General features: G+C 37.9%; 16 protein-coding genes. 1 reads left to right on the top strand and 15 read right to left on the bottom strand.

Translation table 11 applies throughout. The annotated features are described in order from the left end of the window. Window positions 1-768, top strand: coding sequence for a mechanosensitive ion channel family protein (locus ACPDHL_RS09035; RefSeq protein ID WP_430532441.1), 768 nt, complete (start codon window positions 1-3; stop codon window positions 766-768). Between the two features lie 4 nt (window positions 769-772). Here the strand turns inward: ACPDHL_RS09035 and tsaB are convergent, their stop codons facing one another. The 15 genes from tsaB to sprA all read right to left on the bottom strand — a co-directional run bounded on the left by tsaB (window position 773) and on the right by sprA (window position 18,353). Continuing rightward, complete coding sequence (gene tsaB / locus ACPDHL_RS09030; RefSeq protein WP_430532440.1) at window positions 773-1,450, bottom strand: tRNA (adenosine(37)-N6)-threonylcarbamoyltransferase complex dimerization subunit type 1 TsaB; 678 nt, start codon at window positions 1,448-1,450, stop codon at window positions 773-775. Next, window positions 1,447-2,697 (bottom strand): efflux RND transporter periplasmic adaptor subunit, encoded by a 1,251-nt coding sequence (locus tag ACPDHL_RS09025; protein ID WP_430532439.1) that lies wholly within the window; start codon window positions 2,695-2,697, stop codon window positions 1,447-1,449. The genes tsaB and ACPDHL_RS09025 overlap by 4 nt, the downstream gene beginning before the upstream one ends. Window positions 2,698-2,700: 3 nt before the next feature. Continuing rightward, window positions 2,701-4,134 carry a TolC family protein gene (locus tag ACPDHL_RS09020; RefSeq protein WP_430532438.1) on the bottom strand — a complete coding sequence of 478 codons (1,434 nt, stop codon included), beginning with the start codon at window positions 4,132-4,134 and terminating at the stop codon, window positions 2,701-2,703. Between the two features lie 101 nt (window positions 4,135-4,235). Beyond that, the gene (locus tag ACPDHL_RS09015) at window positions 4,236-4,460 is read right to left on the bottom strand and encodes a hypothetical protein (RefSeq protein WP_430532437.1); all 225 of its coding nucleotides are present in this window, start codon (window positions 4,458-4,460) and stop codon (window positions 4,236-4,238) included. Window positions 4,461-4,465: 5 nt separating this feature from the next. Further along, window positions 4,466-5,011 (bottom strand): DUF420 domain-containing protein, encoded by a 546-nt coding sequence (locus tag ACPDHL_RS09010; RefSeq protein ID WP_430532436.1) that lies wholly within the window; start codon window positions 5,009-5,011, stop codon window positions 4,466-4,468. A gap of 3 nt (window positions 5,012-5,014) precedes the next feature. After that, window positions 5,015-5,638, bottom strand: coding sequence for an SCO family protein (locus tag ACPDHL_RS09005; protein ID WP_430532435.1), 624 nt, complete (start codon window positions 5,636-5,638; stop codon window positions 5,015-5,017). Between the two features lie 2 nt (window positions 5,639-5,640). Further along, window positions 5,641-6,261, bottom strand: a complete 621-nt coding sequence (locus tag ACPDHL_RS09000; RefSeq protein WP_430532449.1) for a hypothetical protein — start codon at window positions 6,259-6,261, stop codon at window positions 5,641-5,643. A 112-nt stretch (window positions 6,262-6,373) separates the two neighbouring features. Beyond that, window positions 6,374-6,733: a cytochrome C oxidase subunit IV family protein gene (locus ACPDHL_RS08995; protein WP_430532434.1), complete on the bottom strand. Its 360-nt coding sequence runs from the start codon at window positions 6,731-6,733 to the stop codon at window positions 6,374-6,376. Window positions 6,734-6,754: 21 nt separating this feature from the next. Continuing rightward, entirely contained in the window at window positions 6,755-7,729 is a 975-nt protein-coding gene (locus tag ACPDHL_RS08990) for a cytochrome c oxidase subunit 3 (RefSeq protein ID WP_430532433.1), read from the bottom strand. A gap of 44 nt (window positions 7,730-7,773) precedes the next feature. After that, window positions 7,774-8,358 (bottom strand): cytochrome c oxidase subunit 3, encoded by a 585-nt coding sequence (locus tag ACPDHL_RS08985; protein WP_430532432.1) that lies wholly within the window; start codon window positions 8,356-8,358, stop codon window positions 7,774-7,776. A gap of 16 nt (window positions 8,359-8,374) precedes the next feature. Next, entirely contained in the window at window positions 8,375-9,277 is a 903-nt protein-coding gene (cyoE, locus tag ACPDHL_RS08980; RefSeq protein ID WP_430532448.1) for a heme o synthase, read from the bottom strand. 104 nt (window positions 9,278-9,381) lie between these two features. Further along, window positions 9,382-10,128, bottom strand: a complete 747-nt coding sequence (deoC, locus tag ACPDHL_RS08975; RefSeq protein ID WP_430532431.1) for a 2-deoxyribose-5-phosphate aldolase — start codon at window positions 10,126-10,128, stop codon at window positions 9,382-9,384. A 46-nt stretch (window positions 10,129-10,174) separates the two neighbouring features. Continuing rightward, the gene (locus ACPDHL_RS08970) at window positions 10,175-10,561 is read right to left on the bottom strand and encodes a VanZ family protein (protein ID WP_430532430.1); all 387 of its coding nucleotides are present in this window, start codon (window positions 10,559-10,561) and stop codon (window positions 10,175-10,177) included. Then, complete coding sequence (gcvH, locus tag ACPDHL_RS08965) at window positions 10,551-10,931, bottom strand: glycine cleavage system protein GcvH (protein ID WP_430532429.1); 381 nt, start codon at window positions 10,929-10,931, stop codon at window positions 10,551-10,553. The genes ACPDHL_RS08970 and gcvH overlap by 11 nt, the downstream gene beginning before the upstream one ends. Before the next feature lie 57 nt (window positions 10,932-10,988). Then, complete coding sequence (sprA, locus tag ACPDHL_RS08960; RefSeq protein WP_430532428.1) at window positions 10,989-18,353, bottom strand: cell surface protein SprA; 7,365 nt, start codon at window positions 18,351-18,353, stop codon at window positions 10,989-10,991.

Below are 18,353 nucleotides of genomic sequence, written 5' to 3'. Positions count from 1 at the left end.
ATGGAAAAATTTGATCATTTATTGACCTCTTATATCGAAAATATTATTGCTTATATTCCCCAAATTGTTACGTCTTTGTTCATTTTGGCCTTGGGACTATGGGTGATTAAAATGTCTCAAAAAATCGCTAAGCGAATACTGACTAGACGCAATATAGACCCGACCTTTAATAGTTTTATTTTAGATGTTTTACTCTGGGGATTTCGCATTTTACTATTCGTTATTATTGCTTCTAAATTGGGGATTCAAACCAGTTCATTTGTCGCGATCATTGGAGCGATGAGTTTAGCCATAGGACTTTCTTTACAAGGATCTTTAAGCAACTTTGCAGGAGGTGTTTTGATTATTCTCTTCAAGCCTTTTCGCATTGGCGATATTATTGAAGCACAGGGAGAATCGGGAAAAGTGCTTAGTATTCACATCTTTTCTACCCAAATTGTAAACTACCAAAACAATATCATTTACATTCCCAATGGCGTTTTATCCAACAGTAAGATCAAAAATATATCGCAAAATAACTTGAGGCGATCTGAGGTAGCGGTACAGACCAACCTAGCGAAAAACACCACGCTTTTTATTGATCAATTACTGGAAGCGTTGCAAGTCAATGACAAGATTTTGTCTCAACCCAAACCACGTGTTCTCATCAAAGAACTCCTCGACACGAAGATAACCTATGTGGTACAAGTTTGGGTAGACAATGATAATTTTACAGCCGTAAACTCTTTTATATTGCTCAAAGCAAGAGAAATAAGTGATCAATTATAATCACTTATTTCTGTTTTTTTACAGGTAGAACAAAATCTTTTAAGTAGTATGGTTCAAAATAAGCCACATCTACAAAATCTTGATCGAGGTATTTTTGGTAGCTTAACCCAATCATTTCTTTTGCTGAAGGGTAAACAATTGTATCGCAAAAATGGAAATTTGCCGCTTTTAATACCGTTGCACATTTCATGGCTCCATCGCCGATGAAGTAAACAGGCATATCTCCTTCTAATTCACTAAAAGAAGCCTCGTCAATCACTTTTGCTTCAATAGCCTTAACTGGACTTCCGTCATGAGAGAACACAGCGCAAAACACCTCCATTCGCCTTGCATCAATCATCGGAATGATCCATCCACTTTCTACCGTCAATTGCTTAGCTAAAATCTGCAAGGTATCAAGTGCAATCATTGGAATAGACAAGCCATAGCACAAGCCTTTTACGGAAGAAACACCAATGCGCAATCCCGTATAAGATCCAGGGCCTTGACTTACAGCAATAGCGGCTAAATCTTTCATGCTAAAACCATTTTCTTTCAATAGTTCTTCAATAAATACATGTAATTTTTCTGCATGGGAAAAGTGCTCTTCTGCTATTTCCCTAACACCTACTTGTGTGCCGTCTACAGACAAAGAGACAGAGCAATTTTTCGTTGCCGTCTCTATATTCAATAGTACAATCATTCTTTTGTTTCTTCTTTCTTTATTTTATCGTTATGCTTCAGCGTTTTACTTACTGTTGAATAAGGACCTGTAATAATGACATCTCCTTTTTTCAAACCTTGCACAATTTCAATATTCTTATCGTCTTGGATTCCCGTTTTTACAAAGCGCAACTTCGCAACTCCATTGGAGTCAACAAATACCGCTTCTTTCATTACCTCACTGGCTTGTACAACTTGGTCATTGGTCGCTCCTGAAAGCGTATCACTTGGCGTTCGCATGACCAAGGCACTAATTGGTGCAGCAATCACATTATTCTTTTGATTGGTCATAATATCCACTGCTGCCGTCATTCCAGGTCTAAATGGCGAATAATCTTCTAATTTCCCATCGAGTAGATCTTCATACGATTCGCGTAAAATTTTGATTTTCACCTTGAACGTCGTCACCTGATCTGCGGATAAGGTTTGATTGGAAGCCGAATTGGAAATACTCGTTACCACGCCTTTAAATTCTTTTTTCAAAAACGCATCGACATTGATATTCGTTTGATCCCCTACTTTAACTTTAACAATATCATTTTCGTTTATATTTACTTCCACCTCCATGCTGTTCAAATTCGCCACGCGCAACAATTCGGTTCCCGCCATTTGTTGCGTTCCGAGTACGCGTTCTCCAAGTTCGACATCAACACGAGAAATTGTTCCCGAACTTGGGGCATAAATAGTGGTTTTTAGCAAGTTTACTTTTGCTTCTTCCACCGCTGCTCGAGAGCTTTCTACGTTGTAATAAGCCGAATTCTTATTGGCTTTTGCCACTTCATAAGAACGCACGACTTGATCCCATTCAGACCCTGAAATAACACCTTTATCAAAAAGAGTTTTATTTCGCGCATACGAAGCTTTCGTTTCTCTCAGCTGAGCTTCTGCTTGTTCTAAACCAGCTTTACTCGTAGACAACATCGCCACCATGCGATCCAAATTAGACTCGTACAAATTGGGATTAATCACCACGAGTAAATCTCCCTTGTTGACTACCTGTCCTTCTTTGACTGGCAAATTTATAATTTCTCCAGATACTTCTGGTGTTATTTTAATCTCAATTTCAGGTTGAATTTTTCCCGTACCCGAAACGGTTTCAACCAAGTTAAGTTGACCAACAGTTGCCAATTCAACTACGGTAGCTTCCTCCTTACCTGAAAAAAATTTCAGCACAAGCAAGAGCACAACAACAAGAGCTAAAACGATAAATATGTATTTCTTTTTCATAACTTAATTACTTTTAAACAACGGTACGCCAAAGTAGTATTCTAAAATTCTATTTTTAAAAATGTAATCGTATTTTGCTTTGAGCAAATTAGATTGTGCCGTTACATATAAATTCTGATTCTGATTTAATTCAAAGATATTGATCAGTCCCACGGCATAACGCTCTCTCGCGTATTCCAAGGATTTCTCTCTCGACTCCAAGGTTACCACACTGGCTTCATAGGATTGAAAAGAGCTCTTCGTATCTGTATAAGCTTTGAAAACCAGCTGTTCTAATTTGAGTTCTTCGGCTTCTTTTTCGTACTGTACTTGTTCTAAAGCTAACTGATTCAGTTTTACCGTTTTTCTCGCTTTCATTCCATTGAAAATTGGGATCGTTAAACTCAAACCAAAGGTTGAATTTTTGTTGTGATCCAATTGGGTGAAAAATGACTCAGGACCTCCATACACACTCATTTGTCCTTCGCGTAGCACACGTTGTCCCGATCCTTCTACAAACCCCACTTGATCCAGTTGTCCCGTTGCTGTACTACCTACAATTCGATCTTGATATCGCACATTCGAACCAAAATTGTAAAAACCAGTCAACGTAGGATAGTAGGCTCCTTTGCTGATTTGCACATTTTTTTCGGCTAAAGCCACATTAACTTCTGCTGTTTTGATATTGGTCAACGATTCAAAAGCACGCAAGGCAATATCTTCTGGTGCATACATCATCAGTTCTGATTCCGTGATCTGATAGTCCGAATCCACTACATCAAATCTTTCATACTCGCGAATTTGCAGCAATTGTGCTAGATTGAGTTTAGCAATGATTAGTTCATTTTCGGCACTAATCAAACGTTGAGTAGAAGAAGCTACAGTTGCTTTAACATCCAACAAATCACCTGCTGGTACTACTCCTGCGGTAACTAAGACTTGTACGCGGGTTTCTTCGGATTTATCATAAGCTAATTGAACTTCATTGGTATGGACCAACTCTTTATTGAAGATAATCTGCAAGTAGGAATTAATTACAGATAGTGCAATATCTTCTTTGACTTTTTGGATGCTGTAAATAGATGCTAGGTGTTCTAATCGAGCTTTGGCGAGTTTCTTTTGCTTTTGTAAACCGTCAATAATATCAATACCAACACTAAGCCCTACAGTAGATTCTTGAAGGGTGCGTTGTCCTATAATCCCAGTTTGTACATCGGGTTGATCAATCAATGTCCATGAGTGATTTCCATTTACACTGACTACAGGAAGAAAATCGTATTTCGCCAAGTCCAAATTAACGCTTTTGTTTTGTTCGTTAATTTCGATTTGCTTTACGCTAATATTGTGTTCAATAGCGTGTTGAATACAGGCATCTAACGTCCATTTTTTATCCTGTGCCCCAACAGACAGGGTCAGCATAAAAACCAAAAACGAGCCGTAAATTTGTATTGAATTCATTGCAACTTAATTATCTAAACAATAAGACGTGTAGTTGATTGTATTGTTACATTAAAGGTAATAAAAAAACCGCCTGTTTAGGCGGTTTACTATCTCGAATCCTATTCGCTCTTTTTCTTTTTGTAAATTTTATAACTAAAATACAAGGCGAATCCAACGAGTAAATAGGGGAAAATCATCAAGTATACGATACCGTTATTCACGGCTTCGGCTTTTACTCCGCCATCCTCTGTTTCAAGGACCGCCCTACACATGGCACATTGTGCTGTTGCAGTTGGAACGGAAAAAAGCATAAAAAATGCGAGTACTAATCCAATCTTTTTCATAGCCATTAATTTACATAGTAAGGAGAAATCATCAAATACACAATCACGCCTGTTACCGCTACATACAACCACATAGGGTACGTAATACGCGCCAATTTTTTATGGCGTTGGTATGACCCGGATATACCACGTACAAACGTAACAAGCACAAAGGGAATAATAATAATTGACAACAAGATGTGGCTGATCAAGATAAAGAAATATGCATAGCGCATAAATCCTTCTCCACCATATTTAGTTTCGATAGATGTCATGTGGTAGGCAACGTACATCGCTAAGAAGGCAATAGAACACGCGATACACAATTTAATTAAACGCTCGTGTAACGCTTTATTTCCTTTTTTGATAGCTGCTACCGCCCAAACCAACAAAACAGCTGTAATTCCATTAATTGTGGCATAAATAGGGGGTAAAAAACTCAATGGCTTAACATCATAGCCTAACTTTTGCAAATTAACTCCAAACAAAATGGCAACTACAATGGGGATTGCAATGGATAAGATCCAAATCCACTTCGTGTACTTCTGCTCTAATTCTTTGTAATTTTCCATGTCTTACTCTGCTAACAATAATTTTATATCTTCTTTAATCCACTGTACTCCCTCATCTGTTGTTCCATCGTAGTACAAAATTGGGTTACCATATTGATCGGCTCTACAGCGAATATTTCCTTCTTTATCGATTAAGGCAAATAGTCCAGAATGTTCAAACCCTCCTGGTGCTTCGGGATTAACTCCCGTGTACAGGTTGAATTTAGCTGCTAAATCATAAATGTATTTAGCATCGCCTGTCAGCATATTCCAGTGGGGAATTTTCACACCTAATTCCGCTCCATGCGCTTTTAACGCTTCAACAGTATCGTTCTTAGGATCAATGGTGATAGAAGCGATTCCAAAATCCATATGTGGGCGGAAAGCATCTTGCAACTTCAACATATTCTGATTCATGATTGGGCAGATCGTTGGGCAATTGGCAAAGAAAAACTCTACCACATACACTTTCCCCTTATAACTAGCATTGTTAATCGTTTTATTATCTTGATTGACCAGCTCAAAACTAGGTGCTTGTCCAATCACGACTAAATCAGATTTTTCAAATTTTTGAATGATTTTAGGCACCGCCCATATCCCGAAAACGAGGACAACTAAAGAAATCCATATATACGATTTATCTTTCATCTCTACTTCTCATTATTAATGCGTTTATACTGTTTTAATGCTAAGCGGTATTCTGCTAGCACCACCTTGACATCATCCATCATATCATTGTGCAATTCTGCCGCTGAAATCGTCGAATACCCTTCTTTGTACTCTATTTCACCGGCTTTATTTTTCCCTTTTCGACCGCGCAGGTTTCTGTCTTTATCGATGATATAAACATTAATACTCGCCAAATCATCATCGAGTTTACCTACAACGCCTAAACTATTGTAGAAAGCTTGAATTTCTTTGGGTTCCAAGAATAGATAATTCCAGTTGGACATATCTGAGATAGGACTTAAATCATCTACGACTTTTTTGGCTTCGGCTTCTGATCCTTTGGGCAGCACCATCACCAATTGAAAATCGTCAAAATCTTTATAGCGGTTGTAGATTTTTTGATTGAGATTGAAGGCGTCTCCACGGTCACGGTAGAGATGTCCGCCAGGGAATCCCAACACAGTAATTCGCCCTTTTAAAACGGGTTGCTTACCTAGTGAAGTTTCACCTATAGGCAATTCGTTTACATTTTCGCTGATGATTGGCAATCGTTGAAATTGATTAACACCAGTAGCGAAAAAAAGGTATGCACAGATCGGCATGACAAAGAGCAAAACGAGTATGATATATTTTTTCACTTTACAATAAATTAAATAGCTAGACAAAAATAAAAAAAGGCGGTTAATAAACCGCCTTTTAAATTATAATAACTTATTAAAATATCCACTTATATTGTGCGTTGTGGAATACTTCGTATACGTAATCTCCTTCAATTAAAACCAACGTAATTAAATAAACACATAAGAAGCTTAAAACTCCTGCTACGGTCCATCTAAATGCTTTTTTCTCACCTTCTAAGTGCATAAATGCCCACATAATGTAGTACGCTTTCCAAATTGTTAAAATAATGAAGATATAATTTAACAAACTCAATCCAAAGATGTGAACGTGGTGAACGCTTTCTGGTTTAAAAATCCCTAGAACAACCTCTACGATTGTGATAGCGGACAAAATAAAGAATACTGTCCAGATTCTCTTTGCGTTTGAGTGATGTGCTGTTGCTTCTGCTGCCATATCAAATATTATTTTATAACATTAAACTAAATAGAAGAATGTAAATACGAACACCCATACTAAATCTACGAAGTGCCAATATAATCCTCCTTTTTCAACCATTTCGTATGATCCTCTTCTGTCATACGTTCCCAATAATACATTAAAGAAAATAATGATATTGATTAAGATACCTGTACATACGTGGAATCCGTGGAAACCAGTAATAAAGAAGAAGAAATCTGCGAATGTTTTATGTCCGTATTCGTTGCGGATCAAGTTTGCTCCTTCAACAACTAATACTGCATCTTTCAAACGCTCAACAGAAGCTTCTCTTGTAAGAATCTCTTTGTGTTTCGCATCTGTTGTTTTTTGTGTACGGATTCTAATATTTGGATTTGCATCAAAACCAGCTTGAACTTCAGCTAACGAATACGTTGATTGACTAGGTCCATTTACGAACCATGTTGCTTTTGCTCTTGTTAAGGTAGCTTCTCCTCTATTTGGATCTACTACTGCAAAATCAGCTAATGCAATTTGTTTTCCGTCTTCTCCTACGAATTGTAAGATTGATCCTCCTCTAGTTTCTACAGCTCCATATGTTCCTGTGATAAAGTTTTTCCACTCCCAAGCTTGTGATCCAACGAACACTAAACCACCTAAGATTGTTAAAAACATATACGTTGCCACCTTTTTTCTCTTCATTTGGTGACCAGCATCAACGGCTAATACCATAGTTACTGATGAGAAAATAAGAATGAAGGTCATTAAGGCCACATAGTACATTGGTGCATCTACACCATGTAAGAAAGGAAAGTGATTAAACACCTCGTCTGCAATCGGCCAAGTATCCACAAACTTGTATCTTGTAAAACCGTATCCTACAAGGAATCCACAAAATGTTAATGAATCTGATAATATGAAGTACCACATCATCATTTTACCGTAGCTTACGTTTAGAGGCCCTCTTGCATCGCCTCTTACTTCAGTAGCTTCTGTAGTAACTGTCGCTCCCATAAAAAGTTATTAGTTATAAAGTTCCCAAATTTAATTTAAATTTTCTATTTAAAGAATGTAAAAAACAAAAACAAATAAACCCAAAGTAGATCTAAGAAATGCCAGAACCACGCACATAGCTGTATTCCAACGAATTGCTCAGCATTATACTTTTGTTTAAAATGATTATAAATTACTACCAGTAAAGAAATCATCCCTCCAAACAAGTGTGCAATATGCACAATTACAATGACATATAAAAATGATGTTGTAATTGTACTCTCACTTCCTGTAAAGAAATAGCCTTCGTTAATTACCTGTCCAAATCCTTTGAATTGCAAAAAAACGAATAACAGACCTAAAATCAAAGTAGAAATTAAATAAATCGTACTTTTTTTCGTTTCTCCATCTTTCGTTGCTTTCAATGCGAAGTGCATTGTTACGCTACTAATTACAATTGCAACGGTACTAATTGTAAAATCAATAGGCAAAACGAAGTCTGCCAACCAATCGGGTCTGGATTTACTTACTACGTAAGCACTTGTCAATCCAGCAAACACCATGGCAATACTTCCAATGGCAAACAACAGCATTACTTTTAATGCTTTGCCTTTTTTCTCATACTGCTCTTGCGCTACAATATTTTCCATATTCTATTTGTATAAACTATCGTAAAATTTTATCTAACACGTAAATAATCTGAATTAACGAGATATAGGTCACACTCACCAACATCAAGGCACGAGCGGCTTTATCCGTACGTTGCTTATACAGTTTTACTGCTGCTGTAAGCATCCATATTCCCGCAAGCAGAACAAGTCCTGCTGCAATTGGCGTTAAGTACAGGCGTCCTGTCACGTTAAATACAGGAAAAATAGAAACGATGATTAACCAAATGGTATATAAGATAATTTGCGTAAGCGTTTTATTGTCTTTTTTACCTGTTGGCAACATCGAGAATCCTCCTCGGTTATAATCGTCATACAAGAACCATCCGATCGCCCAGAAATGTGGAAATTGCCAGAAGAATTGGATTAAGAATAGCGTTCCTGCTTCGATACCAAAATTATTTGTTTCGGCTACCCATCCCAACATAAAAGGAATTGCACCAGGAAAAGCACCGACAAAGACCGATAAAGGTGTGATGGTTTTCAGTGGTGTATAAACACTTGTATATAAAAAGATAGAGATTGCACCAAACATTGCTGTTTTAGGGTTGATGGCATATAAGATTCCGATCCCTAAAAGCGTTAACACCACAGCTAGAATAAAAGCGGGTGTTGGCTTAACACGACCAGAAGCGATTGGTCGATTCGCTGTGCGGTTCATTTTCGCATCTAAATCGCGTTCAATGATTTGATTGTACACATTTGATGCTCCGACCATACAATATCCTCCTATTGCGAGAGCGAGAATGGTCATATAATTGATGCTTCTAATATCCGGAACTGCTAAAACATAACCTGCCAAAGTGGAAAACACTACGCTCAGGGCAAGTCCCATCTTAGTCATTTCTTTAAATTCCTTAAGGATAGAAACCGATTGTTTATTTTCAGAAGAAATATTCAAAGCTGTTTTCATTTGTTTTTAATGAGTTGCAAATATAATCCAATTTTTAGAACTACACCTATAAACATCTGTTAGAGCTTTGAATATTCACTTATTTTAATCTTTTAGTAATTTTCAGTACTTCCCGTCCCCTCAACAATAACTTTTGCAGAAGAAGTTCCCAATCTTTTAACGCCTAAGGTGATCATTTCGATAGCCGTTTGACGGTCTCTAATTCCTCCAGCAGCTTTTACTGGTAGTGGACCAGCGTTTTCAATCATCAACACTAAGGTTTCTATAGTTGCTCCGTTGGGTTTTCCACCTTCCGTTTTATAAAAACCAGTAGAAGATTTAACAAATACTTTGTCATAATCTGTCTCTTTGCAATTACTCAACACTACATTTTTGATTAGTGTCGTCAATTTGATAATATCGGTATGAGATAAAGCAGCAACTTCAATAATCCATTTTACTGCTTTTCCTGCTTGTAAACCATACAGCGTACACGCTTTAACCTCCTCCTTCACTTGATCGATTAAACCTTTCTGGAACGCTTTATAATCCACGACGTAGTCTAATTCGTCTACTCCATCTTCAACGGCTTGTTTTGCCTCCTTCAACTTCGCTTCTAACCCTCCATCTCCTGCTGGAAAATCGATCACTGTACCTAGTAAAACTTTCGCTTTGTGCTGATCCACTAAAGCTCTACCCGCTTTCACTTCTTCTGGTCGAATCATTGCCAACTTAAAATGCTCGTCGATGGCTTCTTGAATCAGTTCGGTTACTACTTTTTTATTTTCTACTTCAGACAAACCAGCTTGTTCTGCAGTTTTCAAATACGTAGAATCCATAAATTCTCTCAAATCTTTCATTTTGTAAGTACTTTATATTAATAAAAAAAGCCCCATCACTGGGGCTCTATTTTTTTTTATGCGTTGTTATAAATAAACCAAATATAATTCCTAATGCACTTCCTAAAGAATTCGCAATAAAATCTGCCCATTCAGCACTCCTTGAACTTGTGAAGTAATATTGACATAACTCAATGCCTCCACCAAAGAACGTTGCTATAGTAAAGATAACTATTCCTGTTCTTCTTTTTGTCTTTCTGTCTGTATTTTTTTTAGTACTAAACAAAAACCAAATCAGCGAGAAAACAAAATAAAAGGTAAAATGCGCTACTTTATCTCTATTTGGAATATTGAAAAAGCTCGTTTTTGGGATAGTACTTGCCTCTGCTAAACACGCATATACAATAAAGCATGTCCAAAACAGTCCAGCAAGGAGATAAACCTTACGCGCCAATTAATTCTTTATATTCAGCATCTGACAACAAAGCATCAACTTCGCTTGAATCAGAAATTTTAATTTTAATCATCCATCCAGCTCCATAAGGATCTTGGTTAACTAATTCTGGTTCTGTCTCTAACCCTTCATTGAACTCAATTACTTCTCCTGATAAAGGCAAAAATAAATCAGATACTGTTTTTACAGCCTCAACTGTACCAAACACTTCATCTTTATCTAACGTTTGGTCTAACGTTTCTACTTCAACATATACGATATCGCCTAACTCTCTTTGAGCGAAATCTGTAATACCTACAGTAGCAATATCACCTTCGATAGCTACCCACTCGTGGTCTTTTGTGTACTTTAAATTAGCTGGTAAATTCATTTTGTAATATTTTTTAGCAAATGTATAATAATCTTATAGATTTCGAAACAAATTCAACTAATTTCCAAAACTATATCGCATAGTAAGTCCTGTTCGGATATTGGTAATTGGATACATCGTTGAAATAACTGCTTTAGAAAACGAATGGTCATAGAAGAAAATAGCGGTTAAATTTTTGCTCAACATATAATCTGCTGTAATCAAAAGCTTCCACATATCTTGTCCTCCTCCTACTTGGTTGTTGTTATAATCTAAATAGCGTACGATAGTTTCTCGTTGACTGAGGGTTAAATCGACCTTGATATTGATATCACTTTCAATGCGTCCGCCCATTCCATTATTAGCATACATCGAATTGAATCCAACATTTTTGATGCGGTATCCCAATCCGATTACATAATCATGTCCTGTTGTTTCCGTCAATAAGTTATTGTCAAAACTCAAGGCTAAGGTACGGTCTTTTCGAATCTCAGCTAGGATTTTAATAGCCGATTTTGTTTCTAAATCAAAGCGAATTAACGGATTAAATTGCTCGGTTAATATTGCATTATTAACTACTGTTTGAGCAGGATAATTTCCATATTGGTTAACCTCATTTGGATTAGCCTGATATTCAAAATTAGACGTAAAAGATCCCAATGCATAGGTAGCGGTATAGCCATGATGCAACGAAAATCTTCTAAATTTGTCTTTAATCCAAGGAATGCGCATCAATCCTGTGTAGCGCATATTCCAGTTAGGCAACGGAATATCCCTAAACATGCTCGTCGAGACTTTACCTGCACCTTGTCCTGTATACGCAGCTAAGAACGCAGGCAACAACACCTCCTGATTTCCTTTACTGTATCCAATTGGGAAACCATCTTGATCTAAGTTATTCGGATCGTTAATATCAATTCCCCTAGCTGTTGCTAAGCGATTAGCGATAATTAAACGATTGTCTTTCATTTGTTCAAATGCAGCCGAGTATTCCAGTGAATTACTTGAGAAAGCGCTACCCAACATAATAGTGGAAATACTGAAGTTTCCATAATTGTATGGTGATTGTGATTGATATTCCTTGTCAATGACTTGGAATTGTTCCGCGTAATTTTCGGATTTCATTCTTCTACCTGTCACATCGATCGTTAGATCTGGAATAGGGCTTACACTTGCTGTGAAGTTCAACATTTTATTTGTCACCTGAGTAAATTCTTGGTTGAACTCAGGAAAATCGGTTAGGTACCCACTACTTGCTGCACGGTATCGGACGTCAGCCTGATCTCCAAAAACAAATCCCATCGTTGGTTTTGCGGTACCAAAAAAACCAACACTTGGCATATACCCAGGTAAAACCGTACTGCTATTTTCAGAATAATTAATCTGAATCGTTTTTACTGAAGTCAACAAGCCGATTGCGAAATCTTTCCATGCCTTTCCAGCTCCTTCTTTTTCCTCGCCTTTATTTTGTACTACTTTTTGTCCTGGCACGATCGCTGCTTTCTTCGCAGATGAACGATTCGGCTTCGGGCTTTTCACTAGACCAATATAGCGGTATAGGGTTTCCATACTAAAGGTTGTATTCAACTGTTGATTACGCGAGTTTTGAATCGTATTACCTAAGCTGTATTCTATGCCATCAAATTCGATTTGACTAAAGGCATCCGAAGCACGTTGCCAATTGTAAGTTCCCGTATACGCATAGGTAGAGCGAACAAACGAAAGGAATGGAATTTTATTTAATGGCAAATCGTAGTTCAACGTCAATTGTTGCGTAAACTGATTGGGTTCACCTGTATTAAAATAATCGTCCCAAATGGTGCTACTTTCAATGATATTATACTGGCTATCGTAATAATTTCGAACAATATTATTACTTCCTCCCACATAATTTAAACGCAGTGATTTGGTCAAATCAAAATTAAATCCATAGTTGTAATTGAAGTAATAATTGCGTCTATACAACGGATCCAATCCAATTCCTTCGACGTCAATTAAGCGGTATTGTTGTTTATTATACTGACGCATAATATTACTGCTAAACATGATGTTAGAAGGCATATAATTGAAGTTAAAATCCTTCAAAACTTGCCAATATCTACCTTTCATAAAGTTTACTTTTTTGAATGGTTCAATTGGTTTTGTTTCAAAATTATATGCATACTCCAGGGAGGATCTCGTTTGTTGATCAATCATGGATTCCACTTCAAAATCGTGGTGAATCACTTCATTATACGAGTGTGATAGGGTGATATTTTCAATATCATACACTCGTTTTTTACTTTCTGGGTTTTTCTGTTTATTGACCCCAATAAAGTTGATACTTCTTCGTTTTGTATAGTCTGTTGCGCGTTTTTCTATTTCTTCTGCCATGGCTGAAGATGGCGAAACTGACTTCATCGTTTTGAGTTTAATATCGGGATTAGCTGGATCAAACTCTGGTGTAATAAATTCCTCACTAATCGCATAATTAAACGGCAAGTTGATTCTCCAATCTTTCGGAAGTAACTGTCCTAGATTCATATTGGTTACAATACTATACGACTTAAAATCTTCTTTACTTCGTTGGTTAGGTCCTTGTTCTAATCCACCGAATCCAATGGTGCGTTTGGTTCCTGTAGCGGAAATATTGGCAAAGTCGGCCAAGTTAGCATCCATACTTAACACGGCTGCCCAACCTCCTTTATTATCCATATCAGACATTCGCAACTCATCAAACCAAAATTCTCCTGCCAAATCTCCTGTTGCTCCATAGCGATCTAGGTCATTTCTCAAACCAATCATGATGACGCGTACATTTCCGAAGTTTGGATTCCCCTTAATTCCGTAGCGCAATTTATTCGGACGTGAAGCGCCGCTAGTCAGTTCTTCTTCCTCTTTAAAGAAGATATCCGTTAAGCGTTCTTGTTGACCTACTTCGTTCATGAAAAGGATTTTCAACTTGGTTAAGAGCTCTAAACGCAACTCCAATTCATTGGCTTCTGGCCAAATCAAGTCTGGATTTGCCTCTCCTAAATTCGTTACTTTTAACGGAATTTCTACTTGATAGAAGTTATCCGTCATATCCGTTCCCAAACGAATAAAAGCCACCATCTCATCATCTCTTAAACGCACTGCACTGTTTTCAAGTGCTTCTGCGTGAATGAACATACGCAACTTATTGTAACGACGAAGGTCTAAGCTAAAGTTTTTATACACCCCTCTTGAATCACCAGGTGCTAATCCATCTGGTGTTTTTCCTGGCTCAACAGGATATACTTTTAACGATAGTGATTGCTCATTTTGCGCCACAATGGTATTATTGACATAATACTGTTCGCGCTTCACTCCTGGTGGAACTACATACGGAATTGGCTTTCTGTCGTAGTTGTCTTGAATACCAACAGACGTCACATCAAATCCTGTATTAGGTCGTAAAGGAAGTGGGTTATTGTCTTTATCGTTTTGTAAACTCGCATTGTATCTTCTCCAATCTGAACGCACTAAATCCAAGCTTCCAAAACGCAGGGTAATATCGCTTTCAAATCCTGTTAAATACATTCGCATAAAACGCATGGAACGGAAATCATCAATCATTCCTATCTTTTTTCCATTTTCGTCAATAGGCACTTTATATTGTACCCAGCGAACAGGTGTTACTGATCCGTCTGCTAATTGAGCTGTTGTGTTTCGAATATCGGTTACATAGTTTTCACCAACTTGTGGATTGGCTTTAATTTTTACGGCGTATTCAAAATAAGCATCGATGGTATTCATGGTGTTATCCCCATCAATATCTTCCGCATCGGGCTGGTTGTTTCCTCCTCTTGTTCCTGAGGTAGGTGAATTTCCTTCTAATCCGTTGTAATCTTTATAGCGTTCTAGGATTCCCCCTTCTGCATCCAAATAGTGTACAAAGTTATCTGCTGCTGGATCAGGAAATCCCGCAAAATCTTTGAATTTTATTTTTTCTTCTTCGTCATTCAATCCGTCTAATCCGACATCTTGCATCCGTCTACTTTCTGAATTGACATCAAACGCATAGATTAACGAAGGAGCGGCAGGAACTTTCCCCCAAATCGTTTCAATAGTTGCTACTGTGCTTCCTGCTGCAGGTAAACCATTCTCATACTGCTTATATCCATCACGTAGAATATCTTCTGAAATAAATCCAAAGTTTAAGCGCAATTCTCCATCATTTCGATCTGGCATGACGTCATTCGCTCTACCTACATAAGGATCCAATACCCAAAACTCTACAAATTCAATATTAGCTTGTTCAAAGTTCGTAGTCGCTAATCCGCGCATCACACCGCCCCAGTTTTTACGTGGGGTTGTCGATTTATTGCTCTTTACGAACTCAGGGTTAAAGTTGTAGGGACCACGTTCTGCTGGGTAATAGGTCATATCCAATGTCGTGATTACTCTACTCTCCCCATAGGCTATATCTTTCGTTGCAAATAACTCTTCGCTATAGATTCTTCGCGTTCTATTGGATGACATATCGCGTTCTCCCACACCTGACGGTTTTGCACCAACGTAAAATGTTGGGTCAATCGTATACCACGATAATTTTCCACGGCGGTATCCATCTTCTAGTGATTGGGGCAATTGATTGGGATCTTCGTATGTATTATTGTCTTTTTTAAAGAAGCCTACGGGTGTACTCGATAATTTCCACGCCAAAGGAGAGCGGATATCGATACGCGATTGAGCCCCTTCAAAATCGTCAATATACACCGTTGATTCTCCATTCATTTGATCATTTTTCGAGGTTCCAGGTTGCAAATAGGCAAATTCCCCTCTCAAAGACACTCTTGATTCGACATCGGTATCGATATTCGGTAATTTATTAACTAATCGCGTTAAGAAAGGAACTTCTGTCGAATACTGTGCATTGAACCCCCAAATCGTATTGTTTACTGATTCCTGACCATACATCGATTTGTGCGTCATTGGTTTTTCTGATAAACGCAAAAACGTACCGCCAATTTTAAAATCTCTGTTGAATTGGTGATCGACATTTAATCCGAAAAAGCGTTTCGTTTGTTGACCAAACATGGTGTTATTTTCTACCGAAATATTAATGGGCGTATTGGAAGCCAACAAGGCTTCATCTAAAATCATTACACGTCCACCAGTATAATCAACGGTATAATCAACCCCTTCAGACAAAATTCGTCCTCCTGCATTAACCACAACAGATCCTGGAGCTATATTAAATGCTCCAATTGGAATACCCTGCCCACTTACGCTAGAGTATTTTCCTTTTAATTGAAACTTATTTTTGCTACTTTGATTTCGTATTGCTGACGATTTCGTATTGGAATACAATTCGCGGAACACGTATTTTTTTTGATTGACGTTGTAGGATGCAGATACCTCATAATCCTCATCCGCCTTATTACCCAATTTCTCAAACAAGTGTGATCCAAATGGCTCAACTGTGGTAAAGATAATTCGTCCATTTACAGCATCAATTGTAATCCCATCAAATGAGTTACTGTTGTACTGATTTTGATTGGAATTATTTCCATAGCCTCCGCCATAGGAATTATTTCCCCCATATCCATTGTTGTTATTTCCAAAACTACCGGTGTTCGGATCTAATCCATTTGTTGCACTTCCCTGTGGCAAGTAATCGAAAAATCCATCTCCTCCATTTTGTGGATTGTTGGATGAATCCAAACGGTCTAAGTTAAACACTTTCAGTAATGGGGTGCGTTCTACTCCTTCTGGTAAGGGAAGATCTCCAGCCTGACTGATATAGTTTAATGGACTTGGGTCTGTATATAATAAGTTAAAGCGAAACTTATCTTGTGAGATATTCATAGCATTGGGAATCTGGTAGATATTTTTCATCATCAAATTCCAAACGGGTGCACTCGTTAACGTCAGGGAACTCTTCAACATTTTCACCACCAAGGCTTGTGATAAAGGCACTTGTGCATCTGGGTCTGTTTGTCCTGGGATATTTGTTTCGACGTTAGAACTTCCTCCATCGGTACCAAATTCCCCTACTTGGTACACCTTATCGCCTATGGTATACTGAAAGGCTACTGCTAAAATCTCATCGTTTGACAAACGCTGTTGCAAGGAGATATACCCCAATTGTGGATGAAAGGTAAATTCATTGGGACTCAATTTTCTCGCACTTTCTAAACGAGCATAATCTAATCCTTCCTGTACGTTATTTGTAAACCCACTTCCACCAATCCCTGGTGTTCGGATTGACTGGGTTAAATAGTTACTACCTATTTTACCTGGGTCATATTGGTTATTCTTATTATCTACGGGAGCATCTATTGTTTTATTCAATACGAATGCGGCAGGGTCTACGCGAGGTGAAAAGATATTCTCAGGTTTTACGTTGCGCAGAAATCCCTCTCCTAAATCTTGAATCGCCACGATATTTCTCAAATTATTGTTGGTCTGACTCACGCGGTTGTAGCGATTAGTCACCCAAACTTCAACGCGGGTAATACGGACTCTAGAACTGATATAAGGATAATTTTTTAATGCCTCGTCATACTTACTTCTAAAATACTGAGATAAGAAAAAGTGTCGGTCTTCATCATAGTCTAATGCATACAATTCAAAATCTTCTAACATTCCCCCTCCTTCAGCATTTACCGAAGTCGTTTGGGATTTTTGTTCTGAGAACACCCCCGTAATGGTTGTTTTACCAAATTTCAATTCCGTTTTCACTCCAAACAAGCTTTGTGCTCCACGAACAAGAGAACCACTTATGGGCATACTAACGTTACCTACCTCTACTTTTTGTACAATATCATCTTCATCTGGGCTATATTCCAGTTTCATAATGTTTTGAAAATCAAAACTCGCTTGTGTATCATAATTGGCATTCACTGCTAAACGAGTTCCCACCATCCCCTGTAATCCCATACTAATGCGTTGATCAAAGTCAAAAGTTGTCGACTTCCTATTTCGACTAGACATCAACGGATTTTCTTGTTTGGTATGGCGAATCCCCATGTCAAATTCGACAGATCCCGAAGGTCTTACATCAATTTCATTGGATCCGAAGATACCAGAGAACAGTTTCGAATTGACATAGTAGCGGGGCAACATATCACGTTGAGCTTGTTCGTCTTCAAGGGTTCCATTAACTGCATTAAATTTTAAAGAAAAATAGCGACGCATCTCAGCACGCATCAATATCTTTTCGTATTCGGCACGAGTAAGGATAAGTGGCAAGCTTAAATTAAAATCACTCACTACTTTAGAGTAGTAATATTGATCTGTCAGTGGATCATAGCGATAAGATTCCTTGATAATTTCTGGATCTGGCAACTCAATAGCACCAAAATCATAAGCGGGTTGTGGCAACGAATCATTCGGTTGATTCAATGCACCAGGCTGTGCAAGTCCAGGTAGGACTCCACACAAAATAAAAAGTATACAGAAAGCCAGCTTTCGGTGAAAAACAAAGAAATCTCCCAA

It is taken from the genome of Myroides sp. C15-4, assembly GCF_050522745.1.
Classification (GTDB): Bacteria; Bacteroidota; Bacteroidia; order Flavobacteriales; family Flavobacteriaceae; genus Flavobacterium.
The sequence above is the reverse complement of the archived record's forward strand: the minus strand, read 5'-3'. Positions and strand labels throughout refer to the sequence as shown.

Excerpts from the sequence above, each read along its gene's own strand:
- ACPDHL_RS09005 (WP_430532435.1), bottom strand. The coding sequence starts at position 5,638 with ATGAAAGATAAATCGTATATATGGATTTCTTTAGTTGTCCTCGTTTTC.
- gcvH (WP_430532429.1), bottom strand. The coding sequence starts at position 10,931 with ATGAATTTACCAGCTAATTTAAAGTACACAAAAGACCACGAGTGGGTA.
- ACPDHL_RS09035 (WP_430532441.1), top strand. The coding sequence starts at position 1 with ATGGAAAAATTTGATCATTTATTGACCTCTTATATCGAAAATATTATT.
- ACPDHL_RS09025 (WP_430532439.1), bottom strand. The coding sequence starts at position 2,697 with ATGAAAAAGAAATACATATTTATCGTTTTAGCTCTTGTTGTTGTGCTC.
- tsaB (WP_430532440.1), bottom strand. The coding sequence starts at position 1,450 with ATGATTGTACTATTGAATATAGAGACGGCAACGAAAAATTGCTCTGTC.
- ACPDHL_RS08990 (WP_430532433.1), bottom strand. The coding sequence starts at position 7,729 with ATGGGAGCGACAGTTACTACAGAAGCTACTGAAGTAAGAGGCGATGCA.
- ACPDHL_RS08995 (WP_430532434.1), bottom strand. The coding sequence starts at position 6,733 with ATGGCAGCAGAAGCAACAGCACATCACTCAAACGCAAAGAGAATCTGG.
- ACPDHL_RS09015 (WP_430532437.1), bottom strand. The coding sequence starts at position 4,460 with ATGAAAAAGATTGGATTAGTACTCGCATTTTTTATGCTTTTTTCCGTT.
- ACPDHL_RS09020 (WP_430532438.1), bottom strand. The coding sequence starts at position 4,134 with ATGAATTCAATACAAATTTACGGCTCGTTTTTGGTTTTTATGCTGACC.
- ACPDHL_RS09010 (WP_430532436.1), bottom strand. The coding sequence starts at position 5,011 with ATGGAAAATTACAAAGAATTAGAGCAGAAGTACACGAAGTGGATTTGG.
- ACPDHL_RS09000 (WP_430532449.1), bottom strand. The coding sequence starts at position 6,261 with ATGCCGATCTGTGCATACCTTTTTTTCGCTACTGGTGTTAATCAATTT.
- ACPDHL_RS08985 (WP_430532432.1), bottom strand. The coding sequence starts at position 8,358 with ATGGAAAATATTGTAGCGCAAGAGCAGTATGAGAAAAAAGGCAAAGCA.
- deoC (WP_430532431.1), bottom strand. The coding sequence starts at position 10,128 with ATGAAAGATTTGAGAGAATTTATGGATTCTACGTATTTGAAAACTGCA.